Origin of the sequence: Roseovarius gaetbuli (genome assembly GCF_900172365.1) — a bacterium.
Lineage (GTDB): Bacteria > Pseudomonadota > Alphaproteobacteria > Rhodobacterales > Rhodobacteraceae > Roseovarius > Roseovarius gaetbuli.
The window spans coordinates 1-15,531 of the sequence record NZ_FWFJ01000059.1 but is presented as its reverse complement, the minus strand read 5'-3'; the positions used below and the strand labels follow the sequence as shown (position 1 = coordinate 15,531).

At 61.9% G+C, this 15,531-nt stretch carries 17 protein-coding genes, 1 other RNA gene and 2 pseudogenes; 11 read left to right on the top strand and 9 right to left on the bottom strand.

Annotated features, from left to right (window positions below; genetic code table 11):
* Positions 1–124 (bottom strand): annotated as a pseudogene (locus ROG8370_RS21655) (IS110 family RNA-guided transposase); the annotation flags it as partial.
* A 258-nt stretch (positions 125–382) separates the two neighbouring features.
* Between ROG8370_RS21655 and ROG8370_RS18185 the strand changes: the two are divergent.
* Complete coding sequence (locus ROG8370_RS18185; RefSeq protein WP_085828564.1) at positions 383–1,504, top strand: beta-ketoacyl-ACP synthase III; 1,122 nt, start codon at positions 383–385, stop codon at positions 1,502–1,504.
* A 139-nt stretch (positions 1,505–1,643) separates the two neighbouring features.
* Positions 1,644–2,102 (top strand): hypothetical protein, encoded by a 459-nt coding sequence (locus tag ROG8370_RS18180; protein WP_085828563.1) that lies wholly within the window; start codon positions 1,644–1,646, stop codon positions 2,100–2,102.
* A gap of 107 nt (positions 2,103–2,209) precedes the next feature.
* Here the strand turns inward: ROG8370_RS18180 and ROG8370_RS18175 are convergent, their stop codons facing one another.
* The 5 genes from ROG8370_RS18175 to ROG8370_RS18155 all read right to left on the bottom strand — a co-directional run bounded on the left by ROG8370_RS18175 (position 2,210) and on the right by ROG8370_RS18155 (position 6,450).
* A complete protein-coding gene (locus tag ROG8370_RS18175) occupies positions 2,210–2,539 on the bottom strand; it encodes a DUF1294 domain-containing protein (protein ID WP_085828562.1) in 330 nt (109 codons plus the stop codon).
* A gap of 50 nt (positions 2,540–2,589) precedes the next feature.
* On the bottom strand, positions 2,590–3,183 hold the full coding sequence (gene recR / locus ROG8370_RS18170) for a recombination mediator RecR (RefSeq protein ID WP_085828566.1): 594 nt from the start codon (positions 3,181–3,183) through the stop codon (positions 2,590–2,592).
* A gap of 40 nt (positions 3,184–3,223) precedes the next feature.
* Positions 3,224–4,189, bottom strand: a complete 966-nt coding sequence (locus ROG8370_RS18165) for a hypothetical protein (RefSeq protein ID WP_085828561.1) — start codon at positions 4,187–4,189, stop codon at positions 3,224–3,226.
* 6 nt (positions 4,190–4,195) lie between these two features.
* On the bottom strand, positions 4,196–4,540 hold the full coding sequence (locus ROG8370_RS18160) for a YbaB/EbfC family nucleoid-associated protein (protein WP_085828560.1): 345 nt from the start codon (positions 4,538–4,540) through the stop codon (positions 4,196–4,198).
* A gap of 125 nt (positions 4,541–4,665) precedes the next feature.
* On the bottom strand, positions 4,666–6,450 hold the full coding sequence (locus ROG8370_RS18155; protein WP_085828559.1) for a DNA polymerase III subunit gamma/tau: 1,785 nt from the start codon (positions 6,448–6,450) through the stop codon (positions 4,666–4,668).
* Positions 6,451–6,567: 117 nt separating this feature from the next.
* On the opposite strand from ROG8370_RS18155, the gene ypfJ reads away from it, so the two are divergent.
* On the top strand, positions 6,568–7,425 hold the full coding sequence (ypfJ, locus tag ROG8370_RS18150; RefSeq protein ID WP_085828565.1) for a KPN_02809 family neutral zinc metallopeptidase: 858 nt from the start codon (positions 6,568–6,570) through the stop codon (positions 7,423–7,425).
* On the top strand, positions 7,422–7,904 hold the full coding sequence (locus ROG8370_RS18145) for a phosphatase domain-containing protein (RefSeq protein WP_085828558.1): 483 nt from the start codon (positions 7,422–7,424) through the stop codon (positions 7,902–7,904). Before ypfJ ends, ROG8370_RS18145 begins: the two co-directional genes overlap by 4 nt.
* A gap of 53 nt (positions 7,905–7,957) precedes the next feature.
* Here ROG8370_RS18145 and ROG8370_RS18140 read toward each other — a convergent pair whose 3' ends face one another.
* The 3 genes from ROG8370_RS18140 to ROG8370_RS18130 all read right to left on the bottom strand — a co-directional run bounded on the left by ROG8370_RS18140 (position 7,958) and on the right by ROG8370_RS18130 (position 10,967).
* Entirely contained in the window at positions 7,958–8,686 is a 729-nt protein-coding gene (locus ROG8370_RS18140; RefSeq protein WP_170925300.1) for an alpha/beta fold hydrolase, read from the bottom strand.
* A 216-nt stretch (positions 8,687–8,902) separates the two neighbouring features.
* An RNA gene (gene ffs / locus ROG8370_RS18135) (signal recognition particle sRNA small type) lies at positions 8,903–9,001 on the bottom strand.
* Between the two features lie 16 nt (positions 9,002–9,017).
* Positions 9,018–10,967 carry a bifunctional 2',3'-cyclic-nucleotide 2'-phosphodiesterase/3'-nucleotidase gene (locus ROG8370_RS18130; RefSeq protein WP_170925299.1) on the bottom strand — a complete coding sequence of 650 codons (1,950 nt, stop codon included), beginning with the start codon at positions 10,965–10,967 and terminating at the stop codon, positions 9,018–9,020.
* Between the two features lie 236 nt (positions 10,968–11,203).
* Between ROG8370_RS18130 and nudC the strand changes: the two genes are divergently transcribed.
* From nudC to ROG8370_RS18100, 7 genes and pseudogenes are all read left to right on the top strand, one after another.
* Entirely contained in the window at positions 11,204–12,175 is a 972-nt protein-coding gene (nudC, locus tag ROG8370_RS18125; protein WP_085828555.1) for an NAD(+) diphosphatase, read from the top strand.
* 53 nt (positions 12,176–12,228) lie between these two features.
* Positions 12,229–12,696 (top strand): SRPBCC family protein, encoded by a 468-nt coding sequence (locus tag ROG8370_RS18120; protein ID WP_085828554.1) that lies wholly within the window; start codon positions 12,229–12,231, stop codon positions 12,694–12,696.
* 86 nt (positions 12,697–12,782) lie between these two features.
* Positions 12,783–12,926 carry a hypothetical protein gene (locus tag ROG8370_RS21115; RefSeq protein ID WP_245827493.1) on the top strand — a complete coding sequence of 48 codons (144 nt, stop codon included), beginning with the start codon at positions 12,783–12,785 and terminating at the stop codon, positions 12,924–12,926.
* Between the two features lie 16 nt (positions 12,927–12,942).
* Positions 12,943–14,109 (top strand): sensor histidine kinase, encoded by a 1,167-nt coding sequence (locus ROG8370_RS18115; protein ID WP_245827492.1) that lies wholly within the window; start codon positions 12,943–12,945, stop codon positions 14,107–14,109.
* A complete protein-coding gene (locus tag ROG8370_RS20685; RefSeq protein ID WP_085828553.1) occupies positions 14,106–14,519 on the top strand; it encodes an NADH-quinone oxidoreductase subunit B family protein in 414 nt (137 codons plus the stop codon). Before ROG8370_RS18115 ends, ROG8370_RS20685 begins: the two co-directional genes overlap by 4 nt.
* Before the next feature lie 74 nt (positions 14,520–14,593).
* A pseudogene (locus tag ROG8370_RS18105) lies at positions 14,594–15,205 on the top strand (nickel-dependent hydrogenase large subunit); the annotation flags it as partial.
* Positions 15,206–15,269: 64 nt separating this feature from the next.
* Positions 15,270–15,531: transposase (locus tag ROG8370_RS18100; RefSeq protein ID WP_085828383.1), on the top strand; the 262-nt coding region annotated here is incomplete at its 3' end.

Sequence of the window (15,531 nt, the reverse complement as noted above, 5' to 3'; positions counted from 1 at the left end):
ACATGAATTTCCAGAACTGGGGCCGTGTCAGTTTTTTGCGGAATTGTTCCTTCCCCGACAGCAATGCCTCGTGAACCTGGAAAATACTCTTCGCCAGATCTACACCAATCATTGTATCCTTCATTTTGCCGTCATCTCCGTTAGATGGTCTACAGACCACCATCTTGGCACATTGCGATGCCGTCAGGGGAGGGCGGCAACCACCCCATCTTCAGTACCTGGAACAGCACATCGCTGATCCTACCGGCGCCAGCCGGTAGTGGTTCAGTATTTATGCCAAGAAGAAGCGGCTTTTCGGGCCTCTTCATCGGTGTGCCGTGGTGTCATGCTTGACGTTGGGGGATGCATGGGCTGATCTGGCGGGAACGCGGAGGAGAAAATCATGCATCAACCGGCCATTACGGGATCGGGTGTCTTTACCCCGTCCGAGGTGATCACCAATGACGAATTGGTGGTGGCCTTCAATGCCTATGCCGAGGCGTTCAATGCGCAGAATGCCGAGGCCATTGCGGCCGGTGAGGTTGAGGCAAAGGCACCATCATCGAGTGAATTCATCCTTGGGGCCTCTGGGATCGAGCAGCGTTATGTGATGGATAAATCCGGGGTGTTGGACCCGGCGGTGATGCATCCCAATTTGCGCCAACGCAGCGATGACGAGCCGGGGATCATGGCGGAAATGGCGGTTGATGCCTGTGCCAAGGCCCTTGCACAGGCCGGGCGGCGTGCGGATGAGGTTGATCTTGTGATCTGTGCCGCGAGCAATCATGAGCGCGCCTATCCGGCGATTGCGATTGAAATTCAACAGCTTCTGGGTGCGGGCGGTTTTGCCTTTGACATGAATGTCGCCTGTTCTTCGGCGACCTTCGGCATTCAGGCGGCGGCGGATATGATCCGGGCGGGATCGGTGCGCCGTGCGCTTGTGGTGAACCCTGAGATCTGTTCGGGGCATCTTGAGTGGCGCGACCGGGATTGCCATTTCATCTTTGGGGATGTGTGCACGGCCGTGTTGATCGAGCGCGCAGAAGATGCGATGGGCGCGCATTTCGTGATCCGGTCAACCCGCTGCGTCACGCAGTTTTCCAACAATATCCGCAACAACAACGGGTTCTTGCGGCGCAACCGTCCGGATGGCATGGCGGATCGGCGCGACATGCAGTTCATGCAGGAGGGCCGCAAGGTCTTCAAGGAGGTGCTGCCGATGGTTTCGGCGCATATCCTGGGGCATCTTGCCGGTGACGGGGTGGCGGCGGATGATCTGCGGCGGCTCTGGTTGCATCAGGCCAACAAGACGATGAATGATTTCATCGGCAAAAAGGTCCTTGGCCGGGTGCCGGAGCCGGGTGAACAGCCCAATATCCTTCAGGATTACGCCAATACCTCGTCGGCGGGATCGATCATCGCGTTTTCCAAGTATTCCGACGATCTTGCGCCCGGTGACCGCGGGCTTATCTGTTCGTTCGGGGCGGGGTATTCGGTTGGGTCGGTTCTGGTCGAGCGGGCCTGAGGCAGGGCCTTGGGCAGGGGGCCAAGCAAGGCGCTAACGGGTTTAATTTGCAAATGACTTTCCGGGACAAAGCGATTAAGGGGAAGCATCTGTTGGGGTCCCCCTGATGTTCTGGGGGTCGGAGTTGAGGAAGAAGCGTATGTCGAGGATGGGAAGTTATCTCAAGAAGCACACCGAGGCCCTGGTCAAGGATGTTGGCATCGAGGCGGCGTGCAAGCTTACCGGCAAGTCAAAAGCGACGCTGGGGCGGTATTACTCGGACCATGATGAACATGCCGACCGCTTCATGCCCGTCGATGCCGTGGTGGCGCTTGAAGAGGCTGCCAGCTATCCGCATGTGACCGGCGCCCTCGCCGAATTACAGGGCATCGGTCTTACCTTTGACGGCAAGCGCCGCAACACCAAGGAACGCGCGAATGTGAACAGCGACGTGATCGTTCTGTCGCAGCGCTTTGCGCTTTTGATGGCGGAATATCAGCAATCCATCGAGGATGGCGTAATCACGATCAACGAGGCCAAGCGGCTTTTGCGCGAAACCTCGCAGCTCCAGCAGGTGTTGATCGACATGAAGCTTCACCTCGAAGACGAGGCGATCTGAGCCTAGAGAATGTCGCGTTCACTCAAAATTCACGCGACACCCTCAAAGGGTTTGATGTCGCATGTTCGAGAAGCTCAAAGCCGGTCCCCGCTTTTGAGCAAGATGCTCTAGCCCAGAACCAGATCCGTGACCTGATGCACAAGAAGTGTCACCGAGGCGCGGAACTCTGGTAGAACCAGGGCCGCCAGAAACCCGATGTGCAGCACGGCAATCGCATTCAGCGAAGTGCGAAACGGCTCTTTGCGGGTTTTGTGGCGAAAGATGCCCTGTCCGGTCTTGGCCCCCAGTGATCCGCCAATCAGGCAGAGCGTCAGAAGCGTGCTTTCCGGCATCCGCCAGCGGCGCTCGATCGCACACCGCTTATCCCACCAGAACAGGCCAAGCGTCAGCACATTGAGGATCACGAGATAGGTGAGAACAAGCACAAGAGGGGTCATAAGGAATACAGGTGTCCGTCGCTGGCCGTTGGCCGGTATGTCTGGGACTATCAGAGGCTTTTGCGCGCTGAAAGGGCCGCAGAGATGGTGCCATCGTCGAGATAGTCGAGTTCGCCGCCAATGGGAACGCCCTGCGCCAAAGAGGTCAGCGCAACACGCCCATCAAGCTGGTCTGCGATATAATGCGCTGTGGTCTGGCCGTCCACCGTTGCATTGAGGGCAAGGATGACTTCTGAGATGTTTTCCGCCAATACGCGCTCCACAAGCTTGGGAATGCGCAGGGTTTCGGGGCCGACCTGATCCAGCGCCGAGAGGGTGCCGCCAAGCACGTGATAGCGCCCTTTAAAGGCCTGTCCGCGCTCCATCGCCCAAAGATCGGCGACGTCCTCGACGACACAGATCTGGCCGTTGGCGCGCTTTTCAGAGGCGCATATGTCGCAGGTTTCGGTGGTGCCGATATTGCCGCAGGTGGCACATTCGCGCGCGGTGGCGGCGACCGTTTGCATCAGGTCGGCGAGCGGCGTCAGCAAGAGCGCGCGCTTGCGGATCATATGCAGGACCGCGCGCCGCGCCGAGCGGGGGCCAAGCCCCGGCAGCCGGGCCATCATGTCGATCAGGGCGTCAATCTCGCGGGTGCTGCTCACGGTATGCCCGGCCTTCATGGTTGGGTGCCCTGGCCGAAGCTCAGAGCAGTTTGTTTGCGATATAGTCTAATAGGGTGGGAAGAAAGGACAGGAAAGTCACAATCCCGGCTGCCGAGACCGATACCTGGCCGCCGGGCGGCAGGGTGCGCACGGCGTCGATCATGTCGCGGGCTTCGATCAGCTTGTCCAGATCGGGCAGGGGTTTGTCCGGATGCGGATGATCGGCGCGGCGCGGCTGGTTCGAGCGGTCGCGGATATGCGCCTCAATCAGCGGCTCAATCTGGTTGAGCGCCTCGACCTTGACGCTAATGAGCCGGTTGGACAGCGGAATGATTGGCACCGCATAGGTGGCCGCGACCAGAAACAGCGAAAACAGGGAAAAGAGAATCACGACCGGATCCCGGTCATAGCCCGCCAGCACCACCGACAGGATCGCAAGCGAGGCGACCACCGCCGTCACCATCACGATCTGGCTGTTGACCCGCAAAATGGCGGGCAGGGGCGCGCGCGAAAGATTCAGGATACGCAGATCCATCTCTGGCAAGGCGCGCAACAGGGCGCGCCAGAATTTGATGACGGCAAAGACGCCCATGCCGATGGTCACGCTGCCACAAAGCACAAACCCGGCCAGCCAGAGGCGCAGGTCGGCTGCGCCCCAAGGGTCGAGCATCCAGACGCCGACGCCCATTACGGCCCCGTAACACAGCCCGAAAGGCAGCATCCATCGGTCGCCAAGGATATCGTCGACCGCGCCCTGCGGGTCGGCGGCGGTCGCGGGGAGAGCCTTGAACATATCGCCAAGGCGCGGCGCAACCCGGTGGCCGAACTGATACACCACGCCTGCATTGATCGTCACCAGGACGATCAGGGCAATATCGGCAATGTCACCGCGTATCGTCCATTCGGTATAGGCATATAGCAGGGCCAGAAAGGCCGTGGCCGCGACCGCCGCGCGCCCATAGGTGCGCCAAAGGCGCGGGGGGCTGATATGTGCGGCCCGGCTCATCGCACCTTAGAAAGGCAACTTCATGTCCTTGGGCAGGCCCATGCCTTCGGTGAGCTTGCTCATCTCTTCCTGGGCGCGCTCGGTGGCCTTGCTCTGGGCGTCTTTGATCGCGGCAAGAATCAGGTCTTCGACCACTTCCTTGTCGTCCGAATTAAAGATCGACGGATCAATATCAAGGCTCTTGAGTTCGCCCTTGGCGGTGCAGGTTGCCTTGACAAGGCCCGCGCCGGATTCGCCGGTGACCATGAGATTGTGCATCTCTTCCTGAAGGGCGGCCATCTTTTGCTGCATTTCCTGCGCGGCCTTCATCATCTTGGCCATATCGCCCATCTGGCCCAGTCCTTTGAACATAGCGTGATCTCCTATCGTGGGGCCCGGAAGCAGAGCAGAGGGCCGGATGTCTGGTTTTCTGCTTTTAATCATATGTGGTCGGAAATGGCGACAGGCAAGCGTTGGGCGTCGGTATGGCGCACCGCTTAATCCTCCTCGAAGGGGTCCCATTCGTCTTCTACCTCGGGCAGGGCTTCGGCCTCGGCGTGGCTGGCGATATCGGCAGCCGAGCGGATGGCGGTGATTTTCGATTTGGGAAAGGCGGCAAGCACGGCCTGCATCAACGGATGATCGGTTGCTTCGGCCTTTAGCGCATCCTGCGCGGCGTTGCGTGCCTCGATGATCGTGGGGGCGGTGCCGGAATTGACCAGGATGACGGCCCAGCGGTTGCCGGTCCAGCGTTGCAGGGCGTTGCCGAGGTTTTGCGCCAGATCGCCGGGGGCGTTCGGGGTCGGGGTGAACTCGATGCGCCCCGGCTGATAGGCGGCAAGGCGCAGGTTGCTTTCGACCTCGACCAGAAGTTTGACGTCGCGATTGGCGCGAATGAGGTCGACCACATGCTCAAACGTCGGGAAATGCGCGAGGGCGTTTTCAACCTGCGGGGCAAGCGCCGTGGTCTGGCCCGCGCTGCCCATCGGGCCCGCAGTGCCAGAGCTTTGATGTGTCGGCGCGTGATAGGCCTGCGGCGTGGCGCCGCCACTGGCGCTTGGTGCAGTGCCGCCACCACCGCCACCACCGCCACTCGGGCCGGGGGCCGGGGGCGGCGGGCTGTCTTGCAGGCGGCGAATAAGGTCTTCGGGCGTCGGCAGGTCGGCCACATGGGTCAGGCGGATCACCGCCATTTCGGCGGCCATCATCGCGTTGGGCGCCTCGGCCACCTCATCCAGCGCCTTGAGCAGCATTTGCCACATCCGCGTCAGCACCCGCATCGGCAGGGCCTCTGCCATGGTCTGGCCGCGGGCGCGCTCATCCGGGCCGATGGTCGGGTCCTGGGCGGCCTCGGGGGTGATCTTGACCACCGAAATCCAATGGGTGATCTCGGCCAGATCGCGCAGAACCGCCAGCGGGTCGGCGCCCTCGGCATATTGCGCGGAGAGCTCGGAGAGCGCGCTTGCGGCGTCGCCCTTCATGATCATGTCAAACAGGTCAAGCACCCGGCCACGGTCGGCCAGCCCAAGCATGGCGCGCACCTGATCGGCGGTGGTTTCCCCGGCGCCGTGCGAAATCGCCTGATCCAGCAGCGATGTTGCATCGCGCGCAGAGCCTTCGGCGGCGCGGGTGATCAGTGCGAGCGCGTCATCGGTGATCTCGGAGGCCTCGGAGGTGGCAATCCGGCGCAGAAGGGCGATCATCACCTCGGGCTCGATCCGGCGCAGATCAAACCGCTGACAGCGCGACAGAACCGTGACCGGCACTTTGCGGATCTCGGTGGTGGCGAAGATGAATTTCACATGCGCGGGCGGCTCTTCGAGGGTCTTCAGCAAGGCGTTGAACGCGTTCACCGACAGCATGTGAACTTCGTCGATGATGTAGATTTTGTAGCGGGCCGAGGCCGCGCGATAGTTCACCGAATCGATGATCTCGCGGATGTCGCCGACGCCGGTGCGGCTGGCGGCATCCATTTCCATCACGTCGACATGGCGGCCTTCCATGATGGCGGCGCAATGTTCGCAGGTGCCGCAAGGCTCGGTCGTGGGGCCACCCGCCCCATCGGCGCCGATGCAGTTCATGCCCTTGGCGATGATCCGCGCGGTGGTGGTTTTGCCGGTGCCGCGAATGCCGGTCATGATAAAGGCCTGGGCGATGCGGTCGGCCTTGAACGCGTTTTTCAGGGTGCGCACCATGGCATCCTGACCCACGAGATCGGCAAAGGTCTCGGGCCGGTATTTACGGGCGAGAACCTGATAGCCTTTTTCGGGGGTGTCGGTCATGCGTGTGCCCTTTGGATTCGTGTCAGGCGCCAACCTAAAGCGGGGCGCGGGGGGCGTCTACCTTGCATTTCCCGCAACAACTGGCAAAGCTTTGGGCGTTGCGCAGTGGAGGGTGTCATGCGGTTAAAAGGTATCGGACGAAGCCGGAATGTCGAAGACAGGCGGCGCGCGGGCGGGCGCGGGACGCGCGGTGGCGGCAAGGCCGGGCTTGGCGGTGTTGGCCTGTTGGTGGTGCTGGCGATCGGATACTTTGCGGGCATTGACGTGACGCCGCTGTTGCAGGGTGGCCAGGGACCAGCCACGCAATCCAGTGCGCCGCGCCAGCTGAGCGTCGGCGAAGAGCGCGCGGCAGAGTTTTCATCGCAGGTTCTGGCCACCACCGAGGCGGTCTGGGGCAAGGTCTTCCCCGAGCAGTTGGGCGGTGCATATCGCCCGCCAGTGATGGTGCTTTATTCCGGCGTGACGCAAAGCCTCTGTGGCGGGGCGTCCGGCGCGACGGGGCCGTTTTATTGCCCGGCGGATCGCAAGGCCTATCTCGATACCGAATTTTTCGACACTCTTGCGCGGCAATTGGGCGCCAAGGGCGATTTCGCGGCCGCCTATGTGATTGCCCACGAGGTGGCGCATCACGTCCAGAACGAGCTTGGCATCCTGCCCGAGGTCAACCGCCGCCGTCAGGCCGTGGGTCAGGCGGAGGCCAATGCGCTGACCGTGCGGCTAGAGCTTCAGGCCGATTGCCTTTCGGGGGTCTGGGCGCGGGCGGTTGACGGGCTGCTTGAACCGGGTGACCTGAAAGAGGCGCTCAATGCGGCGCGGATGATTGGCGATGATCACCTGCAAAAGCGCGCCGGTCAGGTGCCGCAACCGCATACCTTTACCCATGGCACCTCGGCGCAGCGCGCCAAATGGTTCAAGCGCGGCTATGACAGCGGTGATCTTGCGCGCTGTGACACCTTTGGCGCGGCGCGGTTGTGACCGGCTTTGTGATCCACGCTTTGCCGGTGGCGGGCGGAATTCTGGCGCTGGCGCCATTGCCCGGCTCGGCAGGCAGGTATGACGCAGACCTTGAGCATCTGCATGACTGGCGTCCGGCGCTGGTGGTTTCGATGACGACGCTGGCGGAAATGACCGCCAGCGGGGCGGCGGGCCTTGGCGCGGATTTACAGGAGAGCGGCACCCGTTGGGCACATGTTCCGGTCGAGGATTACGGCGTGCCGGATCCCGAAGTGACGGAAATATGGGAAGCGGCGGCGCAGGCCGCGCTTTTGGCGCTTCAGGGGGCGGGGCGGGTCTTGATCCATTGCCGTGGCGGCTGCGGGCGCTCTGGCATGGCGGCGCTTCGGCTCATGATCGAGGCCGGCGAAGACCCCGATGCGGCGTTGATCCGGTTGCGCACGGTGCGGGCCTGCGCGGTCGAGACCGAGGCCCAGATGATCTGGGCACGGACGGTCTAGGCCGGAAGCGAGCGTGGGTTTCACCCACCCTACGGGACGGGGCCGAGGGGGGCTTACATTGCCACGCGCAGGGCGCCAAAGCCGCGCATTTTTCCGCTCGGTGTAGATGTGTCCCCAAGGTTGAGGTGGCTGAGGGTGCTGTAATGCCCCGACCCCTCAAGCAGGCGCATGCGTACCTTGCCGGGCAGGCGGTCCGCGAGGGCCTGTGCCATGGCAAGTGGCACCCACCGGTCGGCCGCGCCCTGCCAGATATCCACCGGACAGGAGATGGCGCCAAGCACCGGCGACCAGTCACGCACATAGGCGCGCACCATGCGGGCATAGCCTTTGGGGTTCTGCGCGAAGCTATGGTACAGGCCCTTGCGGATCACCTCGGCGGCCTCCGGGTTTTCCAGCAGGGCATGTTCCGCCCCGCCGGCATTTGCAAACAGCCGACGCATCAGGAAATCAGGCGCGGCGCGGGTCAAGACCCCCTGGCCATAGGTCAGCGCCGAAAACAGGCGAGGGTGGCGGGCGGCCAGCCGGAACACCGGCTGCCCGGCCATCTGCGGCAGGAAATTGCCCAGTTGCAGCGGCGCCGCAGGCGAGACCAGCGTCAGACGGTTGATGCGCTCTGGGCGCGCGGCGGCGATATGGGCGGCCACCATCGCGCCAATCGAAAACCCGACAAGGTGAATGCCGCCATCGGGCAGCTTCTGGGTCAGGCTATCAAATTGCGCCGTTGCGGCCTCGATGGGATCGTCGCCCGGTGTGCCCGCCGCGAAGAGATCTGGGGCAATCACCCGTGGCAGGCCAAAGCGACCTGCAAAACAAAAAATCCGCGTCCTGGGGGCTTCCGGGGGCGCCGTGACTAAAATAAAGAGCCTGCTTCATAGCCTCTGCCAACCGTTAATTTATGAATCTTTTAAAAATGTAATCCTTAAATAGTAATCACGAGGATTGGCAAAGGCAACGCGTAACGCATGCGGCCAATTCAACGTTCACGAGTGGTTGGGAAAAGGTGAGAGGCTGGACAACGACCCAAGCGGGGCTCGTTACGGCTGCTTCCTTCCGGACCTGACCGGGTTGGCGAGGTGCCTGCCCGCGCCAACCTCTCACCCGGCTACATAAGGATCAGATCGGGGATTCGCAAGAGAGTGCGTGATCCCTCGGCTGGCTTTGTTTCTCACCAAGCCAAAGACCAAGCCGTGCAAAACCATGCTTGGTATCGCCAAGGTCCTCGGCGCGCAGTGCGGCCAGTTCGTCAGGATGCGCGCGCAGGCCCGGCCCGGTGTCATAGAGCACCCGCGTGTCGGGCAGCTCGGCAAACCGCCAGGCCGGGCGTGGCTCGGGTGTGATCCTGGGCTGCGCGGCGATATAATCGGCCAGAACGTCGCGCACCGGGCGTAAACAGGTATGGATCAGGCTGGTTTCGGCCAGATTGCGGAACGGACCACCGCCATAGGCGCGATAGCTGTTGGTGGCGACGACGAATTGCGCGTCGTCAGAGATCGGAACGCCCTCGTGGCGGAGGTCAGATACGCGGTGGGCCTTGGGTGCGACAAGCGAGCCGGAAAGGTCAAAGCGCGCGGGCTGTGACAGGTCGAAGGCATAGCTCAGCCCGTCGATCACGTCAAAGTCGTGGCCCGGCACGGTCGTGTCGATAAGCATCTGATCGGTTGCGCCCGGCCTGATCTGGTGAAAGCAGATCGCGGCACGTTCAAGCCAGTCGCGCAAGTCTGCACCGGTGACAAGCACCCCGCAAAGCGTGTTCGGAAAGGGGTAAAGGTCGGTAAGATTACGCAGACGAAGCGCGCCTGTCGGCATATCGGTGTAATAGGCCGGGCCGCCGCGTCCGCCGGTCTTGAACGGGGCCGTGGCCGAGAGAACCGGCAGGCCCTCATAGGCGGTGCCCGAGAGGGCCCTTGTGAGGCCGCTGCGCTGCGCCGCGTTGATAAGTTGCGTGGCGGGATCATTTCGCACAAGCGCAAGATAGCTGTGAAGCGGTGTGGACGTCCGGCCAATCTCGCGCTCTGTGAGCGTCAGCGTATGGGCATGGGCCGATTCAAGTACGCGGCAGAACGCCGGCTCTGGCGGGATACCGGCGGCGGCGCGCACTTCGCCTTGATGGCTTGTGACCGTCCACTTGCCGTCGGCGCCCTGCGCCAGGGTCAGGTCAAGCACCCCAAGATGCGAGCCGCGAAAGCCGGGTTTGATGAAGGGTTTGCCGTCCAGGCGGTCACGATGGTCCGGATCGCCGGGGCTTTTGGAGGGATCGGGATAGATCCGGTGGCTGTGCCCGCCGATCAACGCGTCGATCCCCGGAACCCGCGCAATGGCCTGGGCCGCATTCTCCATCATCGGACGGTCGGGGCCCTCGCCGATCCCGGTATGGGCCAGGGCAATCACCAGGTCCGCCCCGGCGGCGCGGATCACCGGCACCCAGGCACGCGCCGCCTCGACCATGTCGCGACAGGTCAGGCGACCGGTCAGATGCGCGTGATCCCATGTCATGATCTGCGGCGGCACAAGCCCCAGAACGCCGATCCGCACGGTCTTGATCTTGCCGTCGGTGTCGCGCAACTCGCGGGTTATCATATGCCAGGGTTGGCACAGGGTTTCATCGGCCTCGGGGCGCGCCCCTCTACGCAAGACGGCATTGGCGCAGACAACCGGAAAAACGGCCTCGGGCAATGTCTTTTGAAGCCAGTCCAGCCCGAAGTTGAACTCGTGATTGCCAAGCGATGCGGCGTCATAGCCAAGCTGGTTCATTGCCAAAAGCACCGGGTGCGGGCCTTGCCAGCCCTGACCGGGCTGCGGGGTGAGGTCGCTGATCGGGGTGCCTTGGAGGAAATCCCCGTTGTCAAACAGAACACAGGCCCCGTCATCCACCTCTGCGCGCGCCCGCGCGATCAAGGTGGCCAATCGTGCAAGGCCATAGGGCCGGTCGGGGGTGTTGGTGTAATAATCAAACGGCAGGATATGCCCGTGCACATCCGTCGTTGCCAGAACCCTGAGCGCGGCGGTGGACGTAGCGTTCGGGCTTGCCTGTTGGCCTTGTTTATCCGATGTCGTCTGGGTCAAATGTGCAATGCCCTTGGTCGGGGTGTGGACCACCATGCATGATAGGTAGCTTTTCCATTGCGTTCGGCAAGGTCTCGGGAAAAGCTGACCGTTCGGTCAAGGGTGTCATAGCTGCGGCGCGGGTGCAATACACTATAGGTTGCATTGTGTTTCGCTGCGGCACTTTTCTTTCCCCGGCCCTTGCGCCGGGCCCGCAAGCGTTGTGTAGATGGCGGAACAGATTTTGAGGCGTGGGAATGCAACAGGCGGAAACGGTGACATTCGGCGGGTCAGGGCTTGACCGGGCCGACGATCTGCGCGGCGACGAGGCGGCGATTGCAATCGCACGGGCCGAGGGGCGCGCAAGCGCCGTGGTGCTGTGGCGCGGCAAGCCGCTGGTGGCGGCAGAGACGCTTGACCGGCTGGTCCGGGTGCCGGTCGACCATCCGGTTCTGGCACGCTACAAGGTGCCGCCGATCCTGCTTGGACGCGAGGAAAACGGCGATCTTGTCTTTGCCCATGACATTTCCGCCTGGGTGCCGCCGGGGCTTGAACCCGATCAGCTTGACAGCTTTCTCGATGCCTCCGAGCAGTGCCACCCGGATTTGCCCGAGGGCGCAGTCTTTGCTGAATTGCGCCGGGTGATGACCCATCTTGACGCGCGCGACGCCGAATTGGCGGCGACCGCCAAGGCGGTGTTTGCCTGGCATCTGAGCCATCGGTTCTGTGCGCGCTGCGGCGCCGAGAGCCGGATGATCCAAGCGGGTTGGCAACGCGCCTGCGATAGCTGCGGCGGCCAGCATTTTCCGCGCACCGATCCGGTCGTGATCATGCTGATCACGCGCGGCAACAAGGTGCTTATGGGGCGCTCGCATCCCTGGCCCGAGGGGATGTATTCGTTGCTTGCTGGCTTTATCGAGCCGGGTGAAACCATCGAGGCCGCCGTGCGCCGCGAGGTCTGGGAAGAGGCGGGCATCAAGGTTGGGCGGGTCAGTTATCTTGCCAGTCAGCCCTGGCCGTTTCCGGCCTCGTTGATGTTTGGCTGTCGCGGTGAGGCGCTTGGCGAAGAGATCACCATCGACCCCAAGGAAATCGAGGATGCCGTGTGGTGCACGCGCGAAGAGATCATGCAGGCCTTTGCCGGTGAGCATCCCTTTATGCTGCCGGCCCGAAAAGGGGCAATTGCACATTTTCTTTTACAAAACTGGCTTGCCGATAACCTTGATTGACGCAACAATGCCGCCGGGCATTTGGCGAAATAATAATTATAAGGGCGGAACCAATGCAGTTCAGCACCAAAGAAGACATAGAAGCGCCGATCGAGACGGTTTTTGCGGAAATCACCGATTTTCAGAGCTTTGAACGCTCTGCCCTGCGTCGCGGGGCAGAGGTGCGTCGACTGGATGATCGGGTCGCGCCCGGTGTTGGTATGGCTTGGCATATCGGCTTTGTCATGCGTGGCAAACGCCGCGATATCGAGATGCAGCTCACCGAGTATGACCGCCCCAACGGGATCACCCTGTCGTCGATGTCCAAGGCAATGGGCGGTGCGATGGTGGTTGATCTTGTGGCGCTGTCGCGCGGGCGCACACGCATGGCGGTTGATATCACGCTGGAGCCCAAGAACCTGGCCTCGCGGCTTTTGGTGCAATCGCTCAAGCTTGCGCGCGGCAATCTGACCAAGCGCTTCAAGCTTCGGGTTGCCGAATACGCGATGGATGTCGAAGACCGCTCCAAGCGGACCGTCTGAGCGCGCCGCAGCCTCTGATCAGGCCGGGCCTTCCCGACCTTGGTGCCATCGTCTAAGCTGGGCGTGACCAGAAAGTAGATGTCGCCATGTCGCTGTCCAATTCGCCCGACCTGCCAGAGGCCGCCTTTAGCGATACCGCTTGGGTGGATGTCATTCAGGCGATGGACCGGACCTATTCGGAACTGGTGACCTTATCAGGAAAAGCTGGAGCTTCAGAACACCGAGCTTGAAGATCTGCGACGGTTCATGAGTTCGGTTTTCCGTTCGGTGTCGGATGTTCTTGTTGTCGTGGACCGGGGCCAGCGGATCGAACAGACCGGCGGGTCGTTCGATACGGTGTTTGAGGCGGCAGGCACGCGCGCTTTGGGGGGCAGGGTCGAGGATCTGGCGACCGAGGCTTCGCGACCGGAGTTTCGCGCCGCGCTTGAGCAGGTCATTCAAAAGCGCGATTTTACCACCGTTGAGATCGAGGTCGACACCGGGCAGGGGGCGGCCCCGCTGGAGCTCAGCATCGCGCCGCGTCTTGATGAGCGCGGCAAAAGCGTGGGGGCGGTTATCGTTGGCCGCCCGGTCGGCGAGTTGCGCCGCGCCTATAGCGAGTTGGAGGCAAGCCACCGGGCGCTGAAAGAGGCGCAGGGGCATCTGGTGCGCAACGAAAAGCTGGCGTCGCTGGGGCGGCTTGTGGCCGGGGTGGCGCATGAGCTGAACAACCCGATCAGCTTTGTCTATGCCAACACCCATGCGCTTGAGAAATACGCGACCCGGTTCGAAACCTATTTTGACGCGGTGCAATCAGGGGCGACCCGCCAAGATCTTGTGGCGCTGCGCCGTGATCTGAAACTTGACCGCGATCTCAAGAACCTGCGCGAGGCGATCAACGGCGCCAAAGACGGCGCGGAGCGTGTGCGCGATATCGTCGAAGACCTGCGGCGGCTGTCGGCGGAAGGGACCAGCGAAGCTGTCGATTTCGACCTTGTGACCACCACGCGCACCGCCGCCGATTGGGTGGTGCGTGGCACCAAGACCCCGGTCAAGGTGGTGTTCTGCGAGGGCGCGCATCCGATTGCGCGGGGCAACCCCGGTCACGTGCAACAGATCGTCATGAACCTTGTGCAAAACGCGATAGATGCGCTTGGCGAGACAGAAAACCCGCAGGTGACCCTGCACCACGAGATCGACGGCGCGCATGCGGTTCTCAGGGTGACGGACAATGGCCCCGGCATCCCCGAGACCATCGCGGGATCAATTTTCGATCCGTTCTTCACCACGAAACCGGTCGGCAAGGGCACCGGGCTTGGCCTGTCGATTTCCACCAAGATCGCGCAGGAACACGGCGGCGACCTGCGCTATGAAAAGAGTGCCGAGGGCGGAAGCTGTTTTCGCCTGAATCTTCCGAAAGGCAAGGACCGATGAACGTATTATGGTTGCAATCGGCCGACTGTGGCGGCTGTACGATGTCGCTGCTTTGCGCCGAGGGGCCGAATGTCTTTGACCTTCTCAGCGGCGCCGGAATCGAGTTTTTGTGGCATCCGGCCCTGTCCGAGGCCAGTGCCGGCGAAGTGCGTCGACTTTTGGCTTTGGTCGAAAGTGGCGAGATCGCCCTTGATGTGCTGGCGATTGAAGGCTCGATCCTGACCGGCCCCAAGGGCACGGGGCGGTTTCATATCCTGTCGGGCACCGGGCGCTCGATGCTGGATTGGGTGCAATCTCTGGCCGGGCAGGCAGAGCACGTGATGGCGGTCGGCACCTGTGCCACCTACGGCGGTGTCACCTCGGCGGGGCCCAGCCCCCCGAGTTTCGCTGCAAAAGCGGTCTGCCGGTGATCAATGTTGCCGGCTGTCCAACCCACCCCGATTGGGTGACCGAGACCCTGTTGCTGTTGGCTGCGGGGGCGCTTGACGAGGATGGGATCACCATCCCCGACAACGCCAACTCGATCCGCAACATCATGCAGCTGAACCTGGAAATCCATGACCACGTCGTGCATTTCTATCACCTGCACGCGCTTGACTGGGTCAATCCGATCAACGCTCTGCGGGCCGGCCCCAAGGCCACGTCAGAGCTGCAACAGGCGGTTTCTCCGTCGCATCCCCTGTCCTCCCCGGGGTATTTTCGCGATGTGCAGAACCGCCTGAAGCAATCTGTCGAATCCGGTCAACTCGGCCTGTTCAAGAACGGCTATTGGGACAATCCGGCCTATCTTTTGCCGCCCGAGGCGGACGTGATGGCGACGACGCATTACCTTGAGGCGCTCGATCTTCAGAAAGAGATCGTCAAGGTGCACACGATCTTTGGCGGCAAGAACCCGCATCCCAACTGGCTTGTGGGCGGTGTGCCCTGCCCGATCAGCGTGCATTCGACCGGGGCGGTTGGTGCGATCAACATGGAACGCCTTAACCTCGTTTCCTCGATCATCGACAAATGTGACGAGTTCAACAAGAACGTCTATCTGCCAGACGTTGTGGCGATTGGCGGGTTTTACAAGAACTGGCTTTACGGCGGTGGACTGAAGTGGTCGGGCAAATTTGGACAGCGTGCTAAGATGTATCCACCGCGCAGGAATGGATACGAGAATGACAAAGCGACGGAACTTTTCAGACAAGTTTAAAGCTGCTGTGGCGCTTGAGGCGCTGCGCGGTGACAAGACGGTGCAGGAGATCGCGGCCAAGCGGCAATTGCATCCGACGCAGGTGAGCACATGGAAACGACAAGCGATTGAAGGCATGGCAGGCGTTTTCTCAGACAAGGTCAAGAAGGCTGAGAACAAGGATGGCGAGATCAAAGAGCTTCACGCCAAGATCGGCAAGCTCGCGGTGGAAAACGATTTTTTGTCAC

Coding starts and splice junctions, on each gene's coding strand:
- ROG8370_RS18185 (WP_085828564.1), top strand. CDS start 383: ATGCATCAACCGGCCATTACGGGATCGGGTGTCTTTACCCCGTCCGAG.
- ROG8370_RS18180 (WP_085828563.1), top strand. CDS start 1,644: ATGTCGAGGATGGGAAGTTATCTCAAGAAGCACACCGAGGCCCTGGTC.
- ROG8370_RS18175 (WP_085828562.1), bottom strand. CDS start 2,539: ATGACCCCTCTTGTGCTTGTTCTCACCTATCTCGTGATCCTCAATGTG.
- ROG8370_RS18165 (WP_085828561.1), bottom strand. CDS start 4,189: ATGAGCCGGGCCGCACATATCAGCCCCCCGCGCCTTTGGCGCACCTAT.
- ROG8370_RS18160 (WP_085828560.1), bottom strand. CDS start 4,540: ATGTTCAAAGGACTGGGCCAGATGGGCGATATGGCCAAGATGATGAAG.
- ROG8370_RS18155 (WP_085828559.1), bottom strand. CDS start 6,450: ATGACCGACACCCCCGAAAAAGGCTATCAGGTTCTCGCCCGTAAATAC.
- ypfJ (WP_085828565.1), top strand. CDS start 6,568: ATGCGGTTAAAAGGTATCGGACGAAGCCGGAATGTCGAAGACAGGCGG.
- nudC (WP_085828555.1), top strand. CDS start 11,204: ATGCAACAGGCGGAAACGGTGACATTCGGCGGGTCAGGGCTTGACCGG.
- ROG8370_RS18120 (WP_085828554.1), top strand. CDS start 12,229: ATGCAGTTCAGCACCAAAGAAGACATAGAAGCGCCGATCGAGACGGTT.
- ROG8370_RS21115 (WP_245827493.1), top strand. CDS start 12,783: ATGTCGCTGTCCAATTCGCCCGACCTGCCAGAGGCCGCCTTTAGCGAT.
- ROG8370_RS18115 (WP_245827492.1), top strand. CDS start 12,943: ATGAGTTCGGTTTTCCGTTCGGTGTCGGATGTTCTTGTTGTCGTGGAC.
- ROG8370_RS20685 (WP_085828553.1), top strand. CDS start 14,106: ATGAACGTATTATGGTTGCAATCGGCCGACTGTGGCGGCTGTACGATG.